The 19,128-nt window shown below is 66.7% G+C and carries 22 protein-coding genes and 1 tRNA gene; 8 read left to right on the forward strand and 15 right to left on the reverse strand.

The features are described 5' to 3' along the window. Positions 1-13: 13 nt before the first annotated feature. Complete coding sequence (locus AC6CR5_RS12940) at positions 14-403, reverse strand: OsmC family protein (protein WP_020928989.1); 390 nt, start codon at positions 401-403, stop codon at positions 14-16. Between the two features lie 218 nt (positions 404-621). Between AC6CR5_RS12940 and AC6CR5_RS12945 the strand changes: the two genes are divergently transcribed. Continuing rightward, complete coding sequence (locus AC6CR5_RS12945; protein WP_020928990.1) at positions 622-813, forward strand: CrpP-related protein; 192 nt, start codon at positions 622-624, stop codon at positions 811-813. 21 nt (positions 814-834) lie between these two features. On the opposite strand, the gene AC6CR5_RS12950 is transcribed toward AC6CR5_RS12945, so the two are convergent. Continuing rightward, complete coding sequence (locus tag AC6CR5_RS12950; protein WP_051429100.1) at positions 835-1,131, reverse strand: hypothetical protein; 297 nt, start codon at positions 1,129-1,131, stop codon at positions 835-837. Between the two features lie 172 nt (positions 1,132-1,303). On the opposite strand from AC6CR5_RS12950, the gene AC6CR5_RS12955 reads away from it, so the two are divergent. Beyond that, positions 1,304-1,540 (forward strand): CrpP-related protein, encoded by a 237-nt coding sequence (locus tag AC6CR5_RS12955; RefSeq protein WP_020928991.1) that lies wholly within the window; start codon positions 1,304-1,306, stop codon positions 1,538-1,540. A 59-nt stretch (positions 1,541-1,599) separates the two neighbouring features. On the opposite strand, the gene AC6CR5_RS12960 is transcribed toward AC6CR5_RS12955, so the two are convergent. After that, positions 1,600-2,208: a hypothetical protein gene (locus AC6CR5_RS12960; RefSeq protein WP_045953299.1), complete on the reverse strand. Its 609-nt coding sequence runs from the start codon at positions 2,206-2,208 to the stop codon at positions 1,600-1,602. Between the two features lie 142 nt (positions 2,209-2,350). Between AC6CR5_RS12960 and AC6CR5_RS12965 the strand changes: the two genes are divergently transcribed. Both AC6CR5_RS12965 and AC6CR5_RS12970 read left to right on the forward strand, forming a co-directional pair. Continuing rightward, complete coding sequence (locus AC6CR5_RS12965; RefSeq protein WP_150100957.1) at positions 2,351-2,632, forward strand: hypothetical protein; 282 nt, start codon at positions 2,351-2,353, stop codon at positions 2,630-2,632. An 11-nt stretch (positions 2,633-2,643) separates the two neighbouring features. Next, positions 2,644-3,474, forward strand: coding sequence for a DUF2243 domain-containing protein (locus AC6CR5_RS12970; RefSeq protein WP_200221708.1), 831 nt, complete (start codon positions 2,644-2,646; stop codon positions 3,472-3,474). Positions 3,475-3,485: 11 nt separating this feature from the next. Here AC6CR5_RS12970 and AC6CR5_RS12975 read toward each other — a convergent pair whose 3' ends face one another. After that, positions 3,486-3,737: a hypothetical protein gene (locus AC6CR5_RS12975; RefSeq protein ID WP_498085698.1), complete on the reverse strand. Its 252-nt coding sequence runs from the start codon at positions 3,735-3,737 to the stop codon at positions 3,486-3,488. A gap of 527 nt (positions 3,738-4,264) precedes the next feature. On the opposite strand from AC6CR5_RS12975, the gene AC6CR5_RS12980 reads away from it, so the two are divergent. After that, a complete protein-coding gene (locus tag AC6CR5_RS12980; protein ID WP_080684434.1) occupies positions 4,265-5,743 on the forward strand; it encodes a sensor domain-containing diguanylate cyclase in 1,479 nt (492 codons plus the stop codon). A 134-nt stretch (positions 5,744-5,877) separates the two neighbouring features. On the opposite strand, the gene AC6CR5_RS12985 is transcribed toward AC6CR5_RS12980, so the two are convergent. Beyond that, the gene (locus AC6CR5_RS12985) at positions 5,878-6,765 is read right to left on the reverse strand and encodes a manganese catalase family protein (RefSeq protein ID WP_054508368.1); all 888 of its coding nucleotides are present in this window, start codon (positions 6,763-6,765) and stop codon (positions 5,878-5,880) included. Positions 6,766-6,918: 153 nt separating this feature from the next. Between AC6CR5_RS12985 and AC6CR5_RS12990 the strand changes: the two genes are divergently transcribed. Further along, positions 6,919-7,362 (forward strand): GNAT family N-acetyltransferase, encoded by a 444-nt coding sequence (locus AC6CR5_RS12990; RefSeq protein WP_200221710.1) that lies wholly within the window; start codon positions 6,919-6,921, stop codon positions 7,360-7,362. Between the two features lie 95 nt (positions 7,363-7,457). Here the strand turns inward: AC6CR5_RS12990 and AC6CR5_RS12995 are convergent. From AC6CR5_RS12995 to AC6CR5_RS13025, 7 genes are all read right to left on the reverse strand, one after another. Next, positions 7,458-7,534, reverse strand: a tRNA-Arg gene (locus AC6CR5_RS12995). Positions 7,535-7,642: 108 nt separating this feature from the next. After that, positions 7,643-8,227: a helix-turn-helix domain-containing protein gene (locus AC6CR5_RS13000; RefSeq protein ID WP_024069949.1), complete on the reverse strand. Its 585-nt coding sequence runs from the start codon at positions 8,225-8,227 to the stop codon at positions 7,643-7,645. A 12-nt stretch (positions 8,228-8,239) separates the two neighbouring features. Then, complete coding sequence (locus tag AC6CR5_RS13005) at positions 8,240-9,532, reverse strand: NAD(P)/FAD-dependent oxidoreductase (protein WP_054473143.1); 1,293 nt, start codon at positions 9,530-9,532, stop codon at positions 8,240-8,242. Positions 9,533-9,541: 9 nt separating this feature from the next. Further along, positions 9,542-10,231 (reverse strand): amino acid ABC transporter permease, encoded by a 690-nt coding sequence (locus AC6CR5_RS13010; RefSeq protein ID WP_006387544.1) that lies wholly within the window; start codon positions 10,229-10,231, stop codon positions 9,542-9,544. Between the two features lie 2 nt (positions 10,232-10,233). After that, positions 10,234-10,926: an amino acid ABC transporter permease gene (locus tag AC6CR5_RS13015; protein ID WP_006387543.1), complete on the reverse strand. Its 693-nt coding sequence runs from the start codon at positions 10,924-10,926 to the stop codon at positions 10,234-10,236. A 37-nt stretch (positions 10,927-10,963) separates the two neighbouring features. Continuing rightward, complete coding sequence (locus AC6CR5_RS13020; RefSeq protein ID WP_024069953.1) at positions 10,964-11,755, reverse strand: ABC transporter substrate-binding protein; 792 nt, start codon at positions 11,753-11,755, stop codon at positions 10,964-10,966. Between the two features lie 214 nt (positions 11,756-11,969). Beyond that, on the reverse strand, positions 11,970-12,725 hold the full coding sequence (locus AC6CR5_RS13025) for an amino acid ABC transporter ATP-binding protein (protein WP_006387541.1): 756 nt from the start codon (positions 12,723-12,725) through the stop codon (positions 11,970-11,972). Positions 12,726-12,849: 124 nt separating this feature from the next. Between AC6CR5_RS13025 and amaB the strand changes: the two genes are divergently transcribed. Continuing rightward, a complete protein-coding gene (gene amaB, locus AC6CR5_RS13030) occupies positions 12,850-14,352 on the forward strand; it encodes an L-piperidine-6-carboxylate dehydrogenase (RefSeq protein ID WP_020929002.1) in 1,503 nt (500 codons plus the stop codon). A 245-nt stretch (positions 14,353-14,597) separates the two neighbouring features. Then, entirely contained in the window at positions 14,598-15,881 is a 1,284-nt protein-coding gene (locus AC6CR5_RS13035) for a phospholipase A (RefSeq protein WP_498085699.1), read from the forward strand. A 27-nt stretch (positions 15,882-15,908) separates the two neighbouring features. Here AC6CR5_RS13035 and AC6CR5_RS13040 read toward each other — a convergent pair whose 3' ends face one another. From AC6CR5_RS13040 to AC6CR5_RS13050, 3 genes are read right to left on the reverse strand one after another with little or no spacing between them, the layout of a single operon-like run. Then, positions 15,909-16,844, reverse strand: a complete 936-nt coding sequence (locus AC6CR5_RS13040) for a dihydrodipicolinate synthase family protein (RefSeq protein ID WP_053500915.1) — start codon at positions 16,842-16,844, stop codon at positions 15,909-15,911. Between the two features lie 5 nt (positions 16,845-16,849). Next, a complete protein-coding gene (locus AC6CR5_RS13045) occupies positions 16,850-18,022 on the reverse strand; it encodes an L-rhamnonate dehydratase (protein ID WP_020929005.1) in 1,173 nt (390 codons plus the stop codon). 57 nt (positions 18,023-18,079) lie between these two features. Next, positions 18,080-19,123, reverse strand: coding sequence for a 4-hydroxythreonine-4-phosphate dehydrogenase PdxA (locus tag AC6CR5_RS13050; RefSeq protein WP_006387536.1), 1,044 nt, complete (start codon positions 19,121-19,123; stop codon positions 18,080-18,082). Positions 19,124-19,128 lie beyond the last annotated feature (5 nt).

A 19,128-nucleotide genomic window follows, 5' to 3' on the forward strand; every position in this document is an offset into this window, starting at 1 on the left:
CGCAGTCATCGGCTCAGGCATCGTCGACCGTCGCCGGCCGCACCCGCACGGTCTTGCCCAGGGTGCGCGCGACCGGCGAAGCCGCCACCGCCTCGCGCGCCAGCGCGCGCTGCGCATCGGACAGCGGCGCGGCAAAGCGCAACGAGACATCGAAGCCGCTTTCGTGATCGAGACGCTCGAGCGCCACCGTCACCGTCAGCGCGGGCAGCGCCATGGCGGCCCGCTGCGCGGCCATGTCGATGGACATGCAGATGCAGGCCGCCAGCGCGCTCTCGAGCAATTCGTGCGGCCGCATGCCCGTGTCGCCTCCCGCGCCAAGCTTGCGCGTATCGGATCGCACCAGGCTTTGCCCGTTGCTGATCTCGACGCCGTATGACGGCCCCACCCTGTTCGCGGTCACCATGGGACTTCTCCGTTGCCAGTGAAAAGACCCACAGCCTAAGCCGCCCCCACGCCACCGGGAAGGCAATCGGGTGTACCGGTAGTGGCGCTACCAGGCAGGGCGCAGGATCCGGCCCCGGAAACGGACGCGACAGTAACATTTCGCCGGGTAACAACGCTCGACCCAGCCGGGTCCCCCGCCGACACTGGACGTTCACCCTTCTCGTGGAGGAAAGGCCCATGTACGAGGATATCCAGAAGCAAGGGGCCAAGGCAGCGATGCGCGGAGCGAGCAAGCTCGACTGCCCCTATCTCAGGCTCAACCTGTTGCCCGCCCGAAGCGCCGAACCGATCGGGCAATGGCTCGCCAAGGTGCTGGCATGGGAAGCCGGCTGGAACCGCCAGCAACGCGCGAGGACAAGAGTAATGTAGGCAGGCAAGAGAGGGCTGTGTTTACAGCCCTTTTCCTTTAGGTGCGGGCTCGGTTGCGTCATGCCCGTCCTTGGCGCCGCGCGACGGTTGCGCGGCCTGCCGCTCGAGCGCCTGCAAGCGCGCGGCATTGGCCTGGCACAAGGTTCGATAGAACATCGCGCCGCTGGCGACCAGCAGGCCGAGATCCTTTTCGTCCAGCTTGGCGCCAAGCTTTTCCAGATGACCCGCATAGATCGCGAGCACGCTGTCCCAGGCATCAAGCGAAGGCGTGGGCGCCGGCGTCAGGATCATCAATTCCAGGAGTTCTTCGCGGTCCATACGCGCCTCCTTCCTCGTACACGGCGACAGGATGGCATGAGAGTGGTTGCACGGTCAAAACGGAAGGGTAAGCGTTGCCTACCACGGATACAGGTACTGCAACACTATTGCAGCCGATCCGCCATTTCAGTAAAACTGACGGTCATATCACCTACTTTTGGAGGGAAGTGCAATGCATCGCGACGAAATCCAAAAGCTGGGCGCCCAAGCCGCCCGCGACGGACTGACCCTGTGGGACTGCCCCTACTACCGTGCCGCGGCCATGCCGGGACACACGGGCGAGTCGATCACGGAGTGGCGCGGCAAGGTCGAGGCCTGGGAGGCCGGATTCCTGGCCGAGACCCGATCATGGAATCCGCCCCGCGGCACCCCTCCGCCGGCAGGGCTGGCGCGGCACCCTGTCCACTGATCCCATCATCGCCGCCTTCCGGCCCCGGGCGCCCACGCCATACCCCGCCAACCGGGCACTCAGAGCATCTTGTCACGCGCCTGTTCGGCGCGGGAAGCGCCGATAGCGGTTTCGACATTCCTGGCCTCCTCCGGAGGAGGCAGGACGGCGGGGAAGCCCAGCGCCTGGATCCACAGCTCACGCGCCCAGCCCTTGGTGTGATAGAGGTGGTGGTCCTCATCCTTCTCAACGGCGTCGTAGGCGCGCTTGAGCACGCTGGCCTGCGGCCCTGACGTCTTCTGCGCCACCAGGCCGATCAGTTCCCAGTTCTGGTGATCCTTGGTTTCGGCCAGCACCACGCATTCCGCGGCCACCAGTTGGGCCGCGTCCGGGTCGCCTTGCGATTTGGCGAGCTTGATGGCGGCCACGAGGCTTTCCCCGTGGTGCTTCACAACGGCCCGGCTGGGCACCGCCGCATCCGGGTCCAGGCCCAGTTCTTCAAAGACGGTCAGCAACACGCGCTGGTGCGTTTTCGTCTCGTCAAGGTAACCCTGCCATTCCTTGCGCAGGTCGGCGTCGACCGTACAGTCGAGCGCGGCGGTGTATACGAGTTCACCGCCCAATTCAGTTTCGAGCGCCTGGTACAGAAGGTCGTGAATCTGCTCGGGATTGCCTGCTTTCTTCGCCATGTTGGCCTCCTGGATATCTTCGTCGATAGGGACGAGCAGGCGCCATCAGCAAGCCGCGTGCCCGCATGCCGGGCGACTCACGGCAGCGGCCGGGCACGCCGCTTGCAGGGACTACCGGCCAACCCGTCAAAGGAAATCCACCATGAAGCCATCGCCCAATAACGACCCGCCACGGCAGCCATCGCCCAAAACGCCCGAACCGAGCAGCGAGGACCAGGTCGACATTTCATCCCGCGTGCAAGAAGGATTGAAGCAGGCGAACCAGCGGCCCCGCCCCCACGGCCACACGCCCGCCACGGGCCACAAGGCGACCCAATTCGACGGCTCGCCGAATCCGCGCGCGGACGAGGACGACATCCTCAAACCGGCCGACGACACGCCCGCCGTGATGCCCCGACGCACCGGGCCGAAAAACCCGGCGTAGCGGGCGCCAGCATGGACCTTCCCATTTCCGAGCAAGCCAGTGGCCGCAGCGTGCGTCGCGCCGGCGGCCTGCTCGGCTTTGCCATGGGCGGCTTCTTCGACGGCATCCTGCTGCACCAGATACTTCAGTGGCATCACCTGTTGTCCGCCATCCGCACCGGCATCCTGGGAGATCTGCGCATGCAGATGGCGGTGGACGGCCTGTTTCATGCCCTGATGTACGTGGTGGCGGCGGTCGGCTTGTGGATCCTCTATCGGACGCGGGCCCACGCGCCGGCGGTCGCGCTGCGGCCGCTGTGGCCGGCGTTCTGGATGGGCTTCGGCGCCTGGCACATCATCGATGCGTTGTTCTCGCACTGGATCACGGGCATTCACCGAATCCGCATGGACACCGACATGCCCTTGTTCTGGGACCTGGCCTGGCTGGCGGTGTTCGGCCTGTTGCCGTTTTTCGTCGGCTGGCGCGGCCGTTCCGCTGGCGGCGGCCCGCCAGCACGCCGGCGCCACGTCTCCATCGGCCTGCTGATTGCCGCGCTGGCCGGCGCCGCCGCGGCCAACCTCTTCCCCCTGCGCGGCGACAACGGCACAACCGTGGTGGCCTTGTTGCCGAACGCGTCGGCCACGGGGTTGCTGCAGGCGCTGGATGGCACCGACGCCCGCATCGTGTGGACGGACCGCGCTGGCGGCGTATGGGTGGTGCAAAACCTCTCGCTGCGCGAGAGCCTGTCGCTGTACGGTGCCGGCGCGTTGTATGTCAGTGGTACGACCTCGCCGGCCGGCTGCGCGGCATGGCTACAGCCGATGCAACGGGCCTCCGGCGGCCCGACGGATAGCCGGACGTAACACGGCGACGGTCAACGCGATTTACCGGGCGGCTCGTCCCCCCCCGCGCCGCTTTCCGGATCGGGCGGCAAGCCCGCCTGGCGGCGCTGCATCGGGCCGCGGCCATAGGCATCCTTGCCTTGTTCGCGCCGTTGGCCGCCCGCCGGGTAGCCCGACCCCGTGTCCGGATCCGGATTGGGCGTATCGTGCCCGGGTCGATCGACCTGCGGCTGGCCATTGTGCCGCTCGCTCTCGGACTCCGCGTGAAAAATCGGCTTGGACATCCTGACCTCCCTGCGCTTGGCGCTCCAGGCTCGACGGCCGGACGCCCATCGCCCGGCTCGCAGCCATGGCCATGCGGTGAGCAATCGCCATGCCGGCCATGCCGACGAGGTTGTCCTTGCTGGAGGCGAATTCCCCTCAACGGGTTTCCCAATGGCCCTGCGGACGCGGTGGCGCGGCGACGAGGGCCAGGGCCGTGAACGCAAAGGCAAGGCAGGGAGCGCGCTTCATCCAGATGTCCTGCGATAGTGACCGACGATATCGGATTGCGCGGACACTAGCAATTCCATGCCACCGCGCAAGCGGCTGCCGCCAGCGCACATTCACCTCAGCGCCACAGATCTTCAACGAACGTCCCTCTCCATGACAGGGACCCGCGCGGCTTGTTACACTGGATTTACATTTCCACGTCACACAGTCGGACCGCAAATTGGCCGCAAAAAGCTCGACTCTTACCCGCAGCCTACGACTGTTGTCTCTGCGACAAGCCCTTGTCCTGCTCGGCCTGGCATGCTCGGCACCCGCGACCTTGGTCGCCGCGCTAACGGTGTACGAAGACTATCGCCTTCACAAGGAGCGGATTTACCAGGCGACGGTGTCTATCGCCCGCAGCATGACTGTTGACTGGGAGCGGGAGATCCATGGCGTGACCGCGGGTCTGAACGTCCTTGCCGCCTCCGAAGAACTGGCTCGCGGCGACCTGCGCGGTTTTCATGCGAAGGCGCGGCAGATCGCTCAATTGCAGAACGTGGACAGCTATGTGCTTGTCGACGCCCGGCGCATGCAGATCTTGAATACGGCCCATGATTACGCCCGCCCGGCAGTCCCTGCCTCAGCGCCGCAAGGCGCGCTGGATCGGGTGTTCTCGGATCGCACTTTGATGCAAACCGATTTATTCAACACCCGGGCCACGAACCGCTATCTCGTGGCCATCGGCGTACCCGTAATCGTAAACAACGAAGTCCGATACAGCTTGCAAGCCGGCATCAGCCCCGAAGCCATCGGAAGGCTATTACGTCGCCAGGCGCTTGGCGAAGGCTGGGTCGCGGCATTGCTCGATTCACAAGGCATCATCGCCGGCCGAACACGCGAAGAATCTCGATTCATCGGCCACCCCGCGGTTCCGTCGCTTCGCCGCGCCATCGAAAATCGGGCCGAAAACACGCTGGAAAGCACAACGAAGGAAGGCGCGCCGGTCTTTACGGCCTTCACACACACCTCGGACGGGAAGTGGGCCGTGGCCGTGGGCGCACCCGCGAATTTCCTTTTGGAGGAGCTTATCGCGTCGCTGGCGAAGGTCATTCTGGCCGGGATCGCATTTGTTGGCCTTGGCGTCGCGCTCGCCGTATGGATGGCGCGTGCAATCGAACGATCCATCGCAGCCCTTATTGAACCGGCCATCGAGCTCGGCCGCGGCGGTACCTTTGTTGCCCCGCCGACGCACTTTGTGGAAACGGCCGCGCTGGGATCGGCGCTGACAGAAACTTCGCGCATGCTGGCGCGAGCGCAACAGCTGGCGTATCACGATCCGCTCACAGGACTTTGCAATCGCGTACTGTTCGGAGAGCTGGCCAGCCAAACCCTGGCGGCCGCGGCAAGCGCGCGCCGGCAAGTGGCCATACTGGCGATCGACCTTGATCACTTCAAGGACGTGAACGACACCCAGGGGCATGCGATGGGCGACGCAGTGTTGGAGTTTGTCGCCCAACGCATGAAGACCACGTTTCGCGCATCGGACATCATTGCGCGCTTCGGCGGTGACGAGTTCTTTGTTTTGATGGACGACAGCAATGCGGAGACTGCGCTATCCGCCGCAAACAACTTGATCAGATCATTGTCGCGGCCCTACCCCGGAGTAGAGGCGACTGTGGGCGCATCCGTCGGCATCTCGATTTTTCCCGCAGATGGCTCAGATCTGGCTTCGCTTCTCTCGGAAGCGGACGCCGCGCTTTACGCAGCGAAGGATGCGGGTCGAGGCCAGGCGTTGCGCCGCTCGGCACAAGACTAGCCTGCCGTCATGCCGGAGGTCCGCGCCCGCCCGCGCGCGAATGACGGATACCGAATGCCGCCGGCCTGCCGTACTGGCGGGACGGCGGCCTCCCTGTTTTCAAGCGGGGCCGGGACGTGGTGCTCCGCCACCGGTCAAGTACGGTCGCCCATCGCACTCCCGTCGCCCAGCTCAGTGCCCGTCACCGGGTCGGCGGCGGGATCCGACGCGGTACGGGCAACCATGGCTTGCAGCGCCTGCGTTTCATCCTCGGTAAGACCTACCGATGCAAGCCCGTCCCCGTCAATCGCGCATTGCTCATCCCGTTCGGAAACGTAGTTGAAGTTCTCGTCACTGTTCCACGAACCACGCGTATCACCCTCGCCCTGCGACATGTTGAAGTAGACCTTGGCAAAACGCGGGTCGCCCGGCAGCTTTCCGGGCGGGAAGTTCGGCTCCATCGAATAAAGCGCCTTCTCGAACGAGCGCTGGTGCGACACTTCCCGCGTCATCAGGAAACCCAGCGCTTCCTTGACGCCCGGGTCGTCAGTAGCGTTGATCAGGCGCTCATAGATGATCTTGGCCCGCGCCTCGGCGGCAATGTTCGAACGCAGGTCCGCGGATGGATCGCCGATGGTATCGATATACCCGGCGTTCCAAAGCTGCCCGCCGGAGTTGACCAGCGCGGGCCCGCCACCGAACAGCACCTGGGTAACGTGCGAATCGTTTCCCGGCCCGTTCAAGCGCCGGTAGATCTCGGCCTCGGATTCGGTGGCTTCGGCAAGCACGCCCTTGGCCCCCTTATTGAGCATGGCCACCAACGTACCGATCACTTCGAGGTGACTCAGTTCCTCGGTGGCGATATCGAGCAGCATGTCCTTTCGCCCCGGGTCGTCCTCCGCCAGTGCCTGCGTGAAGTATCTACACGCCGCAGCCAGTTCCCCTTGAGGCCCGCCGAACTGCTCCAACAGCAAGTTGGCCAGCCCGGGATTGGTCTGCGCGACGCGCACGGTGTACTGCAAGCGTTTGTTGTGAGCAAACATGGTCGTCTCCCGTTTTGCCGGCCGTCATTGGCCGGGCGGGGGACCCGCAAGCAATTGCCATGCCGAAGCGTTCGCATATGGCAGCACGGGTTGCGGTACCCTATATCCGGCCAACTTCAACCCTTCACAACACCAATGCGCTTTCGCCCTGCCGTGCTTTCAGACATCCCTCATCTGGGTTCCCTCGCGCTCGCGGCGAAGGGGCATTGGGGTTACTCGGCGCGGCAACTCGAAAAATGGCGCGAGGATCTGACCCCGCAGGAAGCGTGGGTTGATGCGCGTCCGTTCATCGTCGCTGAAAACGACGCCGGCACTATCGGCTTCTACACGCTGGAGGCCGCCGATAACGGCGCGTGGGCGCTGGACAATCTGTGGATCGCCCCAGAGCGGATCGGCCAAGGGTTTGGTCGCGCATTGTTCGCCCATGCGGTGGACACCGCCAGGAAACGCGGCGCAACGATATTGACGATCGATGCGGAACCCCACGCGGAAGGGTTTTACATGGCCCAAGGCGCCAGACGGACGAAGGCTGTTGCGGCGCCAATAGAAGGAGACCCTGAACGCGTGAGACCGCAGCTCGAGCTCCGGCTCGGCTAGCAACGCGGCATGACAGGCGGTGCCGGCGCGGACGCGCCATTCGCGGCGTCCGCCGCCCGAAATTCCGCGTAAGCACTTGATTCCACAGCTTATCCTGGCGCGGCAGGAGGGGCTCGAACCCCCGACCTCAGGCTTAGAAGGCCCGTGCTCTATCCAGCTGAGCTACTGCCGCGCGGTGTGTGGCTGCCCGGAACGGGTCCGGGCGGCGCATTTTACCCTGTTGCGGCCGGGCCGGGGCGCGGGCGGCGAGCCGACCCGCTTTATCAGGCGGGACGACGCATCAGTCCTCGCCGAGATCGGCATGGGTGGACACCCACAGCACCAGCGCGTCCTGCTTGCTCAGGCTGATCACGCGGTGGCCCATGCGGCTGTCTATATAGAAGCTCTCACCCGCCTTCAGTCGCGCCGGTTCATAGAACTCGGTGTACAGCTCGACCTCGCCTTCCAGCACGTAGACGAATTCTTCGCCGCCGTGGCGGCTCCAGTCCTGGAATTCATCGAACGAACGCGCCTTGACGCGGGTGTGGAACGGCATCATGCGCTTGTGCGACAGCGCGGTGCAGAGCAGGCGGTGGTCGTAATACGGGGTTTCGTACTGGCGGCCCTCGCCCTGGCGGCTGAGGCTGCGGCGGCCGGTGCCCATGTGGGCGTCCGACGCGGTGAACAGTTCGGCCACGTCCAGCTCCAGGCCGGCGGCGATCTTGATCAGGTTGTCATAGGTGGGCGAGAGCAGGCCGTTCTCGATCTTCGAGAGCGTGGACGCGGACACGCCGGTGGCCAGCGCCGCCTGCTTGAGCGTCCAATCGCGCGCCTGGCGCAGGGCTCGCAGCCGTTGTGCCAACACGCTCTGTTTGTTGCCTTGCATCTGTACACCCTGTCATGCCCGCGATTGCCGCTCCCGCCACCAATCGCGCGCCTGGTAAGACCAATATGTGAGTTGAACCGCCGCCGTGCCCAGCGCGCCGCCGTTCCAGGCCAGGCCAAAGGGTTCGAACAGCCGGTAGCGCTGGCTGTCGCCGGAGATCCCTTCGGCCACGACACGGCCGCCGATGGCGGTGGTGTTCATGCCATGGCCGCCAAAGGCCGTGCAGTACCAGACATCGGGCGCCAGCTTGCCGATCTGCGGCATCAGATGCCGCGCGTAGGCCATGCGCCCGGACCACGCGGTCTCGACGCGCAGCCCCTGCAACTGGGGATAGACGCTGAGCAATTCGCGGCGCAGGGACTCGGCCAGATCGGGCGGGTCATCGACACGGGTGGTGATTCTACTGCCCCAGCCGATGCGCCCGCCATCGAGCACCCGGTAATAGTTGCCCGCGCGGCGGTCGTCGCCGATCGCGGCCTGGGTGCGGATGGCCTCGCGCACCCGGTCGCCCAGCGGTTCGGTCAGCATGATGTACGTGGCGATCGGCAGCATCGCCCGGCGCAGCGCCGGCACCACATCGCCGGTGTAGCCGCCGGTGGCCAGCACCACGGTGCGCGCGTCGACCTGGCCGGCGGCGGTGCGCAGCTGCTTGACAGCCCCATCCAGGCGCGCCTGCGTGACGGGCGAGTCCTCGTGGATGCGCACGCCCAGCCGCGCGCACTCGCGGGCCAGGGCGCGGGCATAGTTGAGCGGATGAAAATGGAATGACGCAGGGTCTTCGATGCCCTGGAAGTAGGCATCGGACAGCAGGCGCTCGCGCACCTGCGCGCGGTCCAGCAGGCGCACGTCGCGTTGGAAGTCGCGGCGCTGGTCCTCGCAATAGCGGCGCAGCGCCTCGGCGGCCTCGTAGCGCACCACCCGCAAGCGGCCATCGACCTTGTGGGCATCGGCGATGCGCAGGTCGCGGATGTTGTCGCGGATGATCTCCACGCCTTCCATCGACAGCCGGTACAGCTGGCGGTAGTGGTCTTCGTCGACGTGCCGACGGATGGCGTCGGCGCCGGCCGAGAACGCCGGCGACACCGAGCCGCCATTGCGGCCGGATGCGCCCCAGGCGATGCGGCGCGCCTCCAGCAGTGTAACGGCGCGGCCGCGGCGCGCCAGTTCCAGCGCCGTCGACAGGCCGGCCAGGCCCGCGCCCACCACGCAGACATCGGCCTCGGCCGTGCCCGCCAGCGGCGCGTAATAGGTTTGCGCCTCGCCCAGCGTGCGCTTGTAGTAGGTGTCGATGTACTCGGTGGCCATGGTCTTGGTTCAGTTCAGCCCAGCGCCCTGCAATCCGCCGGTCAGGCGCTTTTCCAGCCAGGTGGCCAGCCGCAGCAAGGGATAGCAATACAGGAAATAGATGGCCGCGATCAGCCCGTAGATGAACAGCGACTTCGCCGGGAAGGTGATGATGAACACTTCGCCCTGGCGCGTCAGTTCGGTGATGCCGACCACCGACAGGATGGCGGTGCTCTTGATCAGCATCACGTACACCCCGCTCATGGGCTGCACGATCAGGCGCATGGCCTGCGGCAGGATCACCAGCCGCAGGATCTGCAGCGGCCGCAGGCCCAGCGTCATGGCGCCCTCGGTCTGGCCGCGCGGCACCGCGCGGATGGCGCCGGAAACGATCTCCGCCACATAGCAAGAGGTGTAGACCGACAGCGACACGAAGGCCGCCGTGGCCGAGTCCCAATGCAGCAGCGCGATCCCGGTGCCGGGCAACACGAAGTAGAAGATATAGAGTTGCACCAGGAATGGCGTGCCGCGCAGCACATGGATATACAGCCCGAGCAACTGGTGCAGGCCGCGCACGCGGTAACTGCGGATCACGCCGATGACGAACCCCAGCAGCGAACCGGCGATGATCGCCACGAACGAGATCTTCAGGGTCTCCCAGAAGCCCTTGAGCAGGAACGGCAACACGACGCCGGCGGTGGACAGGTAGGAATCCAGCATGCTCACCTCGCGTTCCAGGCGGGACCCGCCAGCCACAGGCTGACCCCGCGCGACAGCAGCAGCATCACCGCGTAGATCAGCAGGTAGCCGGCCGCGATGGTCAGGAAACTCTCGGTGGGCACGATGCGCTCGCTGTTCATCTGCACGCCCGCGGCCACCAGTTCGAAGACCGTGATCAACGACAGCAGCGAGGTGTCCTTGATCAGCACGGCGGTCTGCCCCAGCAGGGGCGGCAGCGTGTTGGCGAAAGCCTGCGGCAACACCACGTAGCGCAAGCGCTGGTGGTAATTCATGCCGCAGGCCTTGGCGCCCTCGATCTGCCCGCGCGGCACCGATTCGATGCCGACGCGGATGATCTCGCTCATGTAGGCGGCGTGGTGCAGTGTCATGGCCAGGATGCCCAGCAACATTTCGCTCCAGCCCTTGGCGCCGGGCACCAGCATGGGCACCGCGTAGTAAACCAGGTAGATCTGCACCAGCAGCGGCGTCGAGCGAATGAACTGCACGTAGCCCGCCACCGGCCGCCAGACCCAGGCCCGCGCCGACATGTGCGCCAGCGCCAGCGGAATGCCGGCGAGCACCGACAGCACCAGGCTGGCGCCGGCCGCGATCAGGGTGTTGACCAGGCCCGTGGCGAACTGGCCCGTGTACTGGCCGACGATGCGCCAGTTGTAGTAGTCGATGAGCCAGTCCATTCAGGTCCTGTCGGTCAAGGGTGGCGGATGCGCGCTATCAGTGGTCTTTTTTCCAGTCGGTCGAATACCAGTACTTGATCTGCTCGGGCAGCGTGTTGTCGGCGGTCTTGAGCGTCTGCCAGTTGTCGAGCCAGAACTTGAGCCGGAACGCATTGGGCGCAACCGCGAAAGCCAGCGGCTCGCGCACCATGACGCCGTCCAGCACCCGCAGGTTGCCGAAGTCCACCAGGAACTGGTTTGCGGTGGACAGTGACATGATGCCGGCGTCCAGGCGGCCGCTGGACAGCGCCTGGCCCACCGGCGCGCTGCCGCCCGAGAATTCCTTGAGCGTGGCCTTGGGCAGCATCTTCTTGCCGACCTCGGCGTAGGTGCTGGCGCCCAGCGCGCCGACGGTCACGCCGTCCTTGTCCAGTTCCGCATACGACTTGTAGGGCGAGTCCTTGGGCACCACCGCCACGGTGTCGGCGTAGAACATGGGCGTCGAGAACAGCACCTGGGCGGCGCGCTGCGGCGTCGGCGTCATGTCGGCGGCCACCATGTCGGCCTTGCCGGACAGCAGCGCCGGGATCAGGCCCTTCCATTCGTAGTCCTGCAGCACCAGCTTGACGCCCAGGTCATCGGCCATGCGCTTGGCGACTTCCACCGCCAGGCCGGTGCGCTTGCCGCTCTTGTCCATGAAGCTCATCAGCGGGCCGGAGGTCTGCACCGCCACCCGCAGCTCGCCGCGCTTGATGATGTCCGACAACTCGTCGGCCCGCGCCGGCTGCGCGATGGCGGCCACGGCCAGCACGACGCCGGCGGCGCCCAGCCATTGTTTGATTTTCAGCATTTGCTTCCCCTTCTGGATGAAAGACGTGTGTCGTTCCGGGCGTACACCTGGTGCCGGCGGCGCCCGGTCAGGCCGGGCCGGCCCTGCTTGCTGCTTGCTGCCTGATGCGGTTGCTGCCTGATGCGGATGCGGTGTGCTGCTTGCTGCGAAGACTGCGTGATGCGCAAATAACCAACGGCAATGCGGGCCCGGCGCCAACGGCGCGGCGCGCCCGCTACAGAATCTTTTCCAGGAAGGCGCGGGTGCGCGCCTCTTTCGGCTGGCCGAAGACCTCGGCCGGAGTGCCGGATTCGACGATGCGGCCGGCGTCCATGAACAGGGCGCGGTCGCCCACGTCGCGGGCAAAGCCCATCTCGTGCGTCACCACCGCCATGGTCATGCCGTCGCGCGCCAGGGCGCGCATCAGTTCCAGGATGCCGCCGACGGTCTCGGGGTCGAGCGCCGAGGTGGCTTCGTCGAACAGCATCAGCTTGGGGTCCATCGCCAGGGCGCGGGCGATCGCCACGCGCTGCTGCTGGCCGCCGGACAACTGGCTGGGATAGCGCGGGCCGAAGTCGGCCATGCCGACCCGGTCCAGCAATTCAAGCGCGTAGCGTTCGGCCTGGGCGCGGTCGCGGCCGCGCACCACGCGCTGCGGCAACGCCACGTTGTCGAGCGCGGTGCGGTGCTGGAACAGGTTGAAGTGCTGGAACACCATGCCCACGTCGGTGCGCCAGCGATTGACGTCGGTGGCCGGGTCGGTCAGCGACACGCCGTCGACGCGGATGGTGCCGCTGTCGATGCGCTCCAGGCCATTGAGGGTGCGCAGGAAGGTGCTCTTGCCCGAGCCCGACGGCCCCACCACCACCAGCACCTCGCCGCGGTCGAGCCGGCAGTCGATGCCGTCCAGCGCCAGGTGATCGGGCTGGCCGTCGCGCTGGTAGGTCTTGGTGACCGCCTCGACTACGAGCAGGGGTTCGGACACGAGCATGGCCTTCAAAAAGGTTTCGCATTTCGCGCTGGAGTTTCGTATAGTAAATTTATTTCCAGAATCGCCACTTAGGCATAACCCTTAAGCGAAGGCCCGCCTTCGCCGGCATCTCCAAGGAACCGGTATGGACACGCCCCAAGACATCCTGCGCGCACTCGGCCTCAACCCCGCGACCCTGACCGGCGGCACGCTCGTCGCCCGCAGCCCGATCGACGGCGCCGAGCTGGCCCAGGTCCATGAACATACGGTGGCCCAGGCGCACGCGGCCATCACCCGCGCCCGCCAGGCCAGCCTGGCATGGCGCGACGTGCCGGCGCCGCGCCGCGGCGAACTGCTGCGCCTGTTCGGCGAAACGCTGCGCCAGCACAAGCGCGAGCTGGGCCGCCTGGTCAGCCTGGAAGCCGGCAAGATCCTGGCCGAGGGCGAAGGCGAGGTCCAGGAAATGATCGACATCTGCGACTTCGCCGTGGGCCTGTCGCGCCAGTTGTACGGCCTGACCATCGCTTCCGAGCGCCCCGGCCACCGCATGATGGAAACCTGGCATCCGTTGGGCGTGGTGGGCGTCATCAGCGCCTTCAACTTCCCGGTGGCGGTGTGGTCCTGGAACGCGGCGCTGGCGCTGGTGTGCGGCAACGCCGTGGTCTGGAAGCCGTCGGAAAAAACGCCGCTGACCGCGCTGGCCTGCCAGGCGCTGTTCGCGCAGGCTTTGCAGCGTTTCGGCGATGCGCCGGCCGGCCTGTCGGAAGTGCTGATCGGCGGCCGCGACGTCGGCGAGGCGCTGGTGGATTCGCACGCCGTGGCGCTGGTGTCGGCGACCGGCTCGACCCGCATGGGCCGCCAGGTCGGCCCGCGCGTGGCGCAGCGCTTCGGCCGCGTGCTGCTGGAACTGGGCGGCAACAACGCCATCATCGTCGGCCCCACCGCCGACCTCGACATGGCGGCGCGCGGCATCGTGTTCGGCGCCATCGGCACCGCCGGCCAGCGCTGCACCACCACGCGCCGCCTGATCGTGCACGAAAGCGTGGCCGACGACCTGCTGCAACGCTTGCACAAGGCCTACGCCAGCGCGCCCATCGGCAACCCGCTGGACGGCAAGAACCTGGTCGGACCGCTGATCGACCGCGCCTCGTTCGACGCCATGCAGGCCGCGCTCAAGGCCGCCGGTGAACAGGGCGGCAAGGTCACGGGTGGCGAACGCGTGCTGGCCGACCAGTACCCGGACGCCTGGTACGTGCGCCCCGCCATCGCCGAAATGCCCGGCCAGACCGACGTGGTCTGCCACGAGACCTTCGCGCCGATCCTGTACGTGATGCGCTACAGCGATTTCAACCAGGCGCTGGCGCTGCAGAACGGCGTGCCGCAAGGCCTGTCGTCGGCCATCTTCACCAATGACCTGCGCGAGGCCGAGACCTTCCTGTCGGCGGCGGGCTCGGACTGCGGCATCGCCAACGTCAACATCGGCACCTCGGGCGCCGAGATCGGCGGCGCCTTCGGCGGTGAAAAGGAAACGGGCGGCGGCCGCGAATCGGGCTCGGACGCCTGGCGCAACTACATGCGCCGCGCCACCAACACCATCAACTACTCGCGCAACCTGCCGCTGGCGCAGGGCATCAAGTTCGGCGAGTAAGCCGCCAGCCATAGGGCAAGAGGCCCCGCGCATCGTCGCTGATGCGCGGGGCCTCCTGCCTTGCGGGGTGCCGATATCGGCCGCCAGCCGCGCGCCAGCGGGTCCCGCAGGCACGCGGGACACAGCCGGCGGCGCGTCCACGCTACCGCGCCCATGTTGCAAGTCCTACATCCGATAAGCCCGACTTACAAAATGTAGGCCGGGCCGATGCTACATTGCATCGTCACAGATTCCACCCGCCTCCCATGACTTCGTCCCGACGCATCGCCCTTCCCCCGCGCACCCTGGTCGCCGCCCTGGCGCTGGGCCTGGCCGGCACCGCCACCGCCGGCGTGTCCTACCGGCTCGACCGTCCTTCGGCCGCCCCTGGCGACACCGTCACCATCGAGGCCGTGTACTTCAACGAAGGCAACGCCCGCGCCACTTGGGAGGCGCCGCCCGAACTGGTGCTGCAATGGCGCGGCCAGGACGGCCAGATCGTGCGCAGCCTGGCCAAGCAGCAAGGCGGCAAGGCCAGCTACAGCGTGCCGGTCAACAATTTCGCGCGCATGGCCTGGAGCGCCGAAGTGCCCGCCAGCGCCCGCGGCCTGCAGGCTATTTCCATCGAGGGCCAGCCGGCCATGATGGCGCTGGACGCCACCGGCCGCGACAGCGGCACGCTGGCCAGCACGCCCGCTCCCGTCCCGGTGGTCGATCCGCGCACAGGCCAGCCGGTGCCGCCGGCCGTGGTCACGGCGGCCGGCGCATCGCCCGAAGGCGGCCCGGCGCCGGACAGCGTGGCCGTCTCGTCCTACCAGCAATCGGCCTTCGATCATTTCCGCAGCGCGATCTCGGAATACAAGCCGGTGTACTTCGACATCGGCACCCGCGGTCAGACCACCGCACGCTTCCAGATCAGCGCCAAGTACCGCCTGTTCAGCCCGTCCGGCAACCGGCCCGCGACCTGGGGCGAGAACTTTTACCTGGGCTATACCCAGACCTCGCTGTGGGACCTGCAGGGCGATTCCATGCCCTTCATCGACACCACCTTCAACCCCAGCCTGTTCTGGCTGTCGGACAACATGTGGCAGTCGGAAAGCCAAAGCTGGCGCCTGGGGCTGAACACCGGCGTCGAACACAACTCCAACGGCAAGGCCGGCGACGACTCGCGCTCGGTCAACGACGCCTACATCCAGCCGCAGTTCAACTACCGTTTCGACGGCGGCAGCACGCTGACCTTCGCGCCCAAGGTCAAGGCCTATTTCGGCGTCGCCAGCGAGAACTCCGACTACGCCGACTACGCCGGCCGCGTCGACTGGAACCTGCGCTGGGCGCAGGACAACGGCGCGGTGGTCTCGGCCATGTACCGCCAGGGCGACCAGCGCCGCCGCACCACGCAGCTCGATTTCGCCTGGCCGCTGCAGCGCACCTGGCTCAACATGAACGGCTACCTGCACCTGCAGTATTTCAACGGCTACGGCGAAACGCTGCTGGGCTACAACCAGCGCAACGAATCGCAGTTCCGCATCGGCTTGTCGCTGGTGCCTTGACGCGCAGGCCGGCGTCGGCCTGGCGTCCTAGCGCCCCCAGCGCAGCACCAGCGGATCCAGCCGCCGCGCCACGTCCAGCAGGCCCTGCCGCACTTCCGGCCGCATGGCCGGAAATGGATGGCGCGGCGCGTCGCAGGCGATCACGCCGCCCGCCTTCATCAAGGCCTTGGCGGTCAGGATGCCGCCCTGGCGATTCTCGTAGTTGATCAGCGGCAGCCAGCGTTCGTACAGGCGGTAGGCCTCGTCGGCGCGGCCTGCTCGGTGTGCCTCGATGATCGGCCGGATGCCGTCGGCGAAGCCGCCGCCCGTCATGGACCCGGTGGCGCCGGCATCCAGGTCCGGCAGCAGCGTGATGGCCTCTTCGCCGTCCCACGGCCCTTCCACCGCCGCGCCGCCCAGCGCGATCAGGTCGCGCAGCTTGCTGGCCGCGCCGGCGGTCTCGATCTTGAAGTACGACACCTGGGCGATGTCGCGCGCCATGCGCGCCAGCAGCGCGGCGGGCAGCGGCGTGCCGGCCACCGGCGCGTCCTGGATCATGATGGGGATGTCGATGGCGTCCGACACCCGCTGGAAGAATCCGACCACCTGTTCCTCGGCAACGCGGAGGGTGGCGCCGTGGTACGGCGGCATGATCATCACCATGGCCGCGCCCTGCGCCTGCGCCCGGCGGCTGCGCGCCGCGCACACCTGGGTGCCGTAGTGCGTGGTGGTGACGATCACCGGTACCCGGCCGGCCACGTGTTCCAGCAAGGTGCGCGTCAGCACTTCGCGCTCGTCGTCCGACAGCGAGAACTGCTCGGAGAAGTTGGCCAGGATGCACAGGCCGTCGACGCCGCAGTCGATCATGAAATCGGCCGCGCGCTTCTGGCCCGGCAGGTCCAGCTCGCCCGACTCGGTGAAGATGGTGGGCACCACCGGAAAAATGCCGCGATAGCGCGGCGCCGGCACAGTCGTCGTGGTCATGGCGCTCACTCGATGATGTTGAAGTCTTTCAGGTATTCGGTCTTCAGGCTCAGGCCCAGCCCCGGCTTGTTGTCGTCCAGGTCGATGAAGCCTTCCCTGGCCACCGGCTCGCCGTCGAAGATGTAGTAGAACAGCTCGTTGCCCACTTCCACGTCGAACATCGGGAAGTACTCGCTCATGGGCGAGGCCAGCGTGCTCATGGTCAGATGGTAGTTGTGCATCTGGCCGGCGTGCGGGATGACCGGCACGCTGTAGGCCTCGCACAGGGCGTTGATCTTGTGCGCGGCGGTGATGCCGCCGACGCGGTTGGTGTCGTACTGCACCACCGACACCGCCTTGCGGTCCAGCAGTTGCTTGAAGCCATACAGCGAGAACTCGTGCTCGCCGCCCGAGATCGGGATCGAGGTCAGCTGGTTCAGTTCGGCATAGCCGTCGATGTCGTCGGCGATCACCGGTTCTTCCAGCCAGCGCGGCTCGAACTTCTCCAGCTTGGGCAGCATGCGCTTGGCGTACTCCAGGTTCCAGCCCATGTAGCATTCGAGCATCAGGTCGGTGTCGTAGCCGATCACCTCGCGCACCGCCTCGACCGATTTCAGGTTCTCCGCCACGCCGCGCTGCAGGTGCGCCGGGCCGTAGCCGAAGCGCATCTTGAACGCCGTGAAACCCTGGTCCAGATAGGTCTGGGCCTCTTCCTGCATAGCCTTCAGGTCAGTGCGGTACAGCTTGGAGTAATAGACCGGAATCTTCTCCTTGGTGCGCCCGCCCAGCAGCTTGAAGACCGGCTTGCCGACCGACTTGCCCAGGATGTCCCAGATCGCCAGGTCCACGCCCGAGATCGCCGCCATGGTCACGCCCTTGCGGCCCCAGGCGTGGGTGGCGCGGTACATGCGCTGCCACAGGTACTCGTAGTCCCACGGGTCCTGGCCGATCACCAGCGGCGCCAGGTACTGGTCGATGATGGCCTTGGCCACGCGCGGCGCCAGCGCCACGTTGCCCAGCCCGACGAAGCCGTCATCGGTCTCGACCTCGACCACGGTCCAGCCGTGGAAGCGGAAGGTGCTCATGGTTTCCTGCGGCGAATACAGCAGGTCCATGGCGTTGGAGCAGAAGTTGCCTTGCGGCGGCACGGTCTTGCCGGTCCATTCAAAGACGCGGGCGCGGACGGATTTGATCTTCATGGGGGGTTCCTGCGAAAAGGGGTCGAACGATGCGATGAACGGTAAAGAACGGCCGCCTCAGGCCGCCGCGCGCGCGGCGCGATGCGACAGGCCCATGCGGCAGGCGATGCGGAAGGCCTGCCAGGTAGCGTCGACGCTGGCGCGTCCCTGGCCGGCAATGTCGTAGGCGGTGCCGTGGGCCGGCGTGGTGATCGGGATCGGCAGGCCGCCCTGCACCGTCACCCCGCGCGAAAAGCCCAGCAGCTTGATCGCGATCTGGCCCTGGTCGTGGTACATGGTGACGATGGCCTGGAACTCGCCCGCCTGCGCCTTCAGGAAAATCGTGTCGGCCGGAAATGGCCCCTGCACCGGCAGCCCTTCCTGGTTCAACTGGCGCACGGCCGGGGCGATGATGTCGACTTCTTCGCGCCCGCAGGTGCCGCCGTCGCCGCCATGCGGATTGAAGGCCGCCACCGCCACCCGCGGCGCGGCCACGCCGTTGGCCTGCAGCGACTGGTAGATCAGCCGCGTGGCGGCCTTGATGCCGTCGATGCTGAGCGCGGCGGCGGCGTCCTTGAGCGGAATGTGCGAGGACACGCGCGAGGTCCACAGCTCGCCCAGCGTGTTGAATTCGCAGAAGTAGCCGGTCACGCCCAGGTACTGCGCGAAGTGGTGCAGTTCGTCGTCGTGGCGCAGGCCGCCCTGCTTCATCGCGTGCTTGTTCAGCGGCGCGAAACAGATGGCGTCGATATGGCCGGCCAGCGCCGCGTCCATGCAGGCGTCCAGCACGCGCAGCACCGAGGCGCCGCCGGGGGCCTGCGCCTGCCCCAGGTTGACGTCCTCGCGCCGCACGGTATCCATCGCCAGCCACGCCGGCAGGCGGGTGTCGGGACGCGTGCGCACCGCGCCGAAGCCGTCAACCGCCTGCGTCGCCACCTGCACGCCCGCCACCCGCTGGCCCTCGCGCCACAACCATTCATCGCCCACCAGCACGATGTTGGCCAGCTGCGCCGCCTCGGGCCGCGCCAGCAGGCGCGCGATCAGTTCGGGGCCGATGCCGGCGGGGTCGCCCAGCGTCAGGGCAATGACGGGCTTGGCGGCGGGGTTGCTTTCGATGCTCATGCTGC

The sequence above is a fragment of the Achromobacter sp. EG18 genome (assembly GCF_059759395.1).

Bases quoted from the DNA above. Each gene is read 5' to 3' on its own strand.
- AC6CR5_RS12940 (WP_020928989.1), bottom strand. From the start codon at position 403: ATGGTGACCGCGAACAGGGTGGGGCCGTCATACGGCGTCGAGATCAGC.
- AC6CR5_RS12945 (WP_020928990.1), top strand. From the start codon at position 622: ATGTACGAGGATATCCAGAAGCAAGGGGCCAAGGCAGCGATGCGCGGA.
- AC6CR5_RS12950 (WP_051429100.1), bottom strand. From the start codon at position 1,131: ATGGACCGCGAAGAACTCCTGGAATTGATGATCCTGACGCCGGCGCCC.
- AC6CR5_RS12955 (WP_020928991.1), top strand. From the start codon at position 1,304: ATGCATCGCGACGAAATCCAAAAGCTGGGCGCCCAAGCCGCCCGCGAC.
- AC6CR5_RS12960 (WP_045953299.1), bottom strand. From the start codon at position 2,208: ATGGCGAAGAAAGCAGGCAATCCCGAGCAGATTCACGACCTTCTGTAC.
- AC6CR5_RS12965 (WP_150100957.1), top strand. From the start codon at position 2,351: ATGAAGCCATCGCCCAATAACGACCCGCCACGGCAGCCATCGCCCAAA.
- AC6CR5_RS12970 (WP_200221708.1), top strand. From the start codon at position 2,644: ATGGACCTTCCCATTTCCGAGCAAGCCAGTGGCCGCAGCGTGCGTCGC.
- AC6CR5_RS12975 (WP_498085698.1), bottom strand. From the start codon at position 3,737: ATGTCCAAGCCGATTTTTCACGCGGAGTCCGAGAGCGAGCGGCACAAT.
- AC6CR5_RS12985 (WP_054508368.1), bottom strand. From the start codon at position 6,765: ATGTTTGCTCACAACAAACGCTTGCAGTACACCGTGCGCGTCGCGCAG.
- AC6CR5_RS13000 (WP_024069949.1), bottom strand. From the start codon at position 8,227: ATGCAAGGCAACAAACAGAGCGTGTTGGCACAACGGCTGCGAGCCCTG.
- AC6CR5_RS13005 (WP_054473143.1), bottom strand. From the start codon at position 9,532: ATGGCCACCGAGTACATCGACACCTACTACAAGCGCACGCTGGGCGAG.
- AC6CR5_RS13010 (WP_006387544.1), bottom strand. From the start codon at position 10,231: ATGCTGGATTCCTACCTGTCCACCGCCGGCGTCGTGTTGCCGTTCCTG.
- AC6CR5_RS13015 (WP_006387543.1), bottom strand. From the start codon at position 10,926: ATGGACTGGCTCATCGACTACTACAACTGGCGCATCGTCGGCCAGTAC.
- AC6CR5_RS13020 (WP_024069953.1), bottom strand. From the start codon at position 11,755: ATGCTGAAAATCAAACAATGGCTGGGCGCCGCCGGCGTCGTGCTGGCC.
- AC6CR5_RS13025 (WP_006387541.1), bottom strand. From the start codon at position 12,725: ATGCTCGTGTCCGAACCCCTGCTCGTAGTCGAGGCGGTCACCAAGACC.
- amaB (WP_020929002.1), top strand. From the start codon at position 12,850: ATGGACACGCCCCAAGACATCCTGCGCGCACTCGGCCTCAACCCCGCG.
- AC6CR5_RS13035 (WP_498085699.1), top strand. From the start codon at position 14,598: ATGACTTCGTCCCGACGCATCGCCCTTCCCCCGCGCACCCTGGTCGCC.
- AC6CR5_RS13040 (WP_053500915.1), bottom strand. From the start codon at position 16,844: ATGACCACGACGACTGTGCCGGCGCCGCGCTATCGCGGCATTTTTCCG.
- AC6CR5_RS13045 (WP_020929005.1), bottom strand. From the start codon at position 18,022: ATGAAGATCAAATCCGTCCGCGCCCGCGTCTTTGAATGGACCGGCAAG.
- AC6CR5_RS13050 (WP_006387536.1), bottom strand. From the start codon at position 19,123: ATGAGCATCGAAAGCAACCCCGCCGCCAAGCCCGTCATTGCCCTGACG.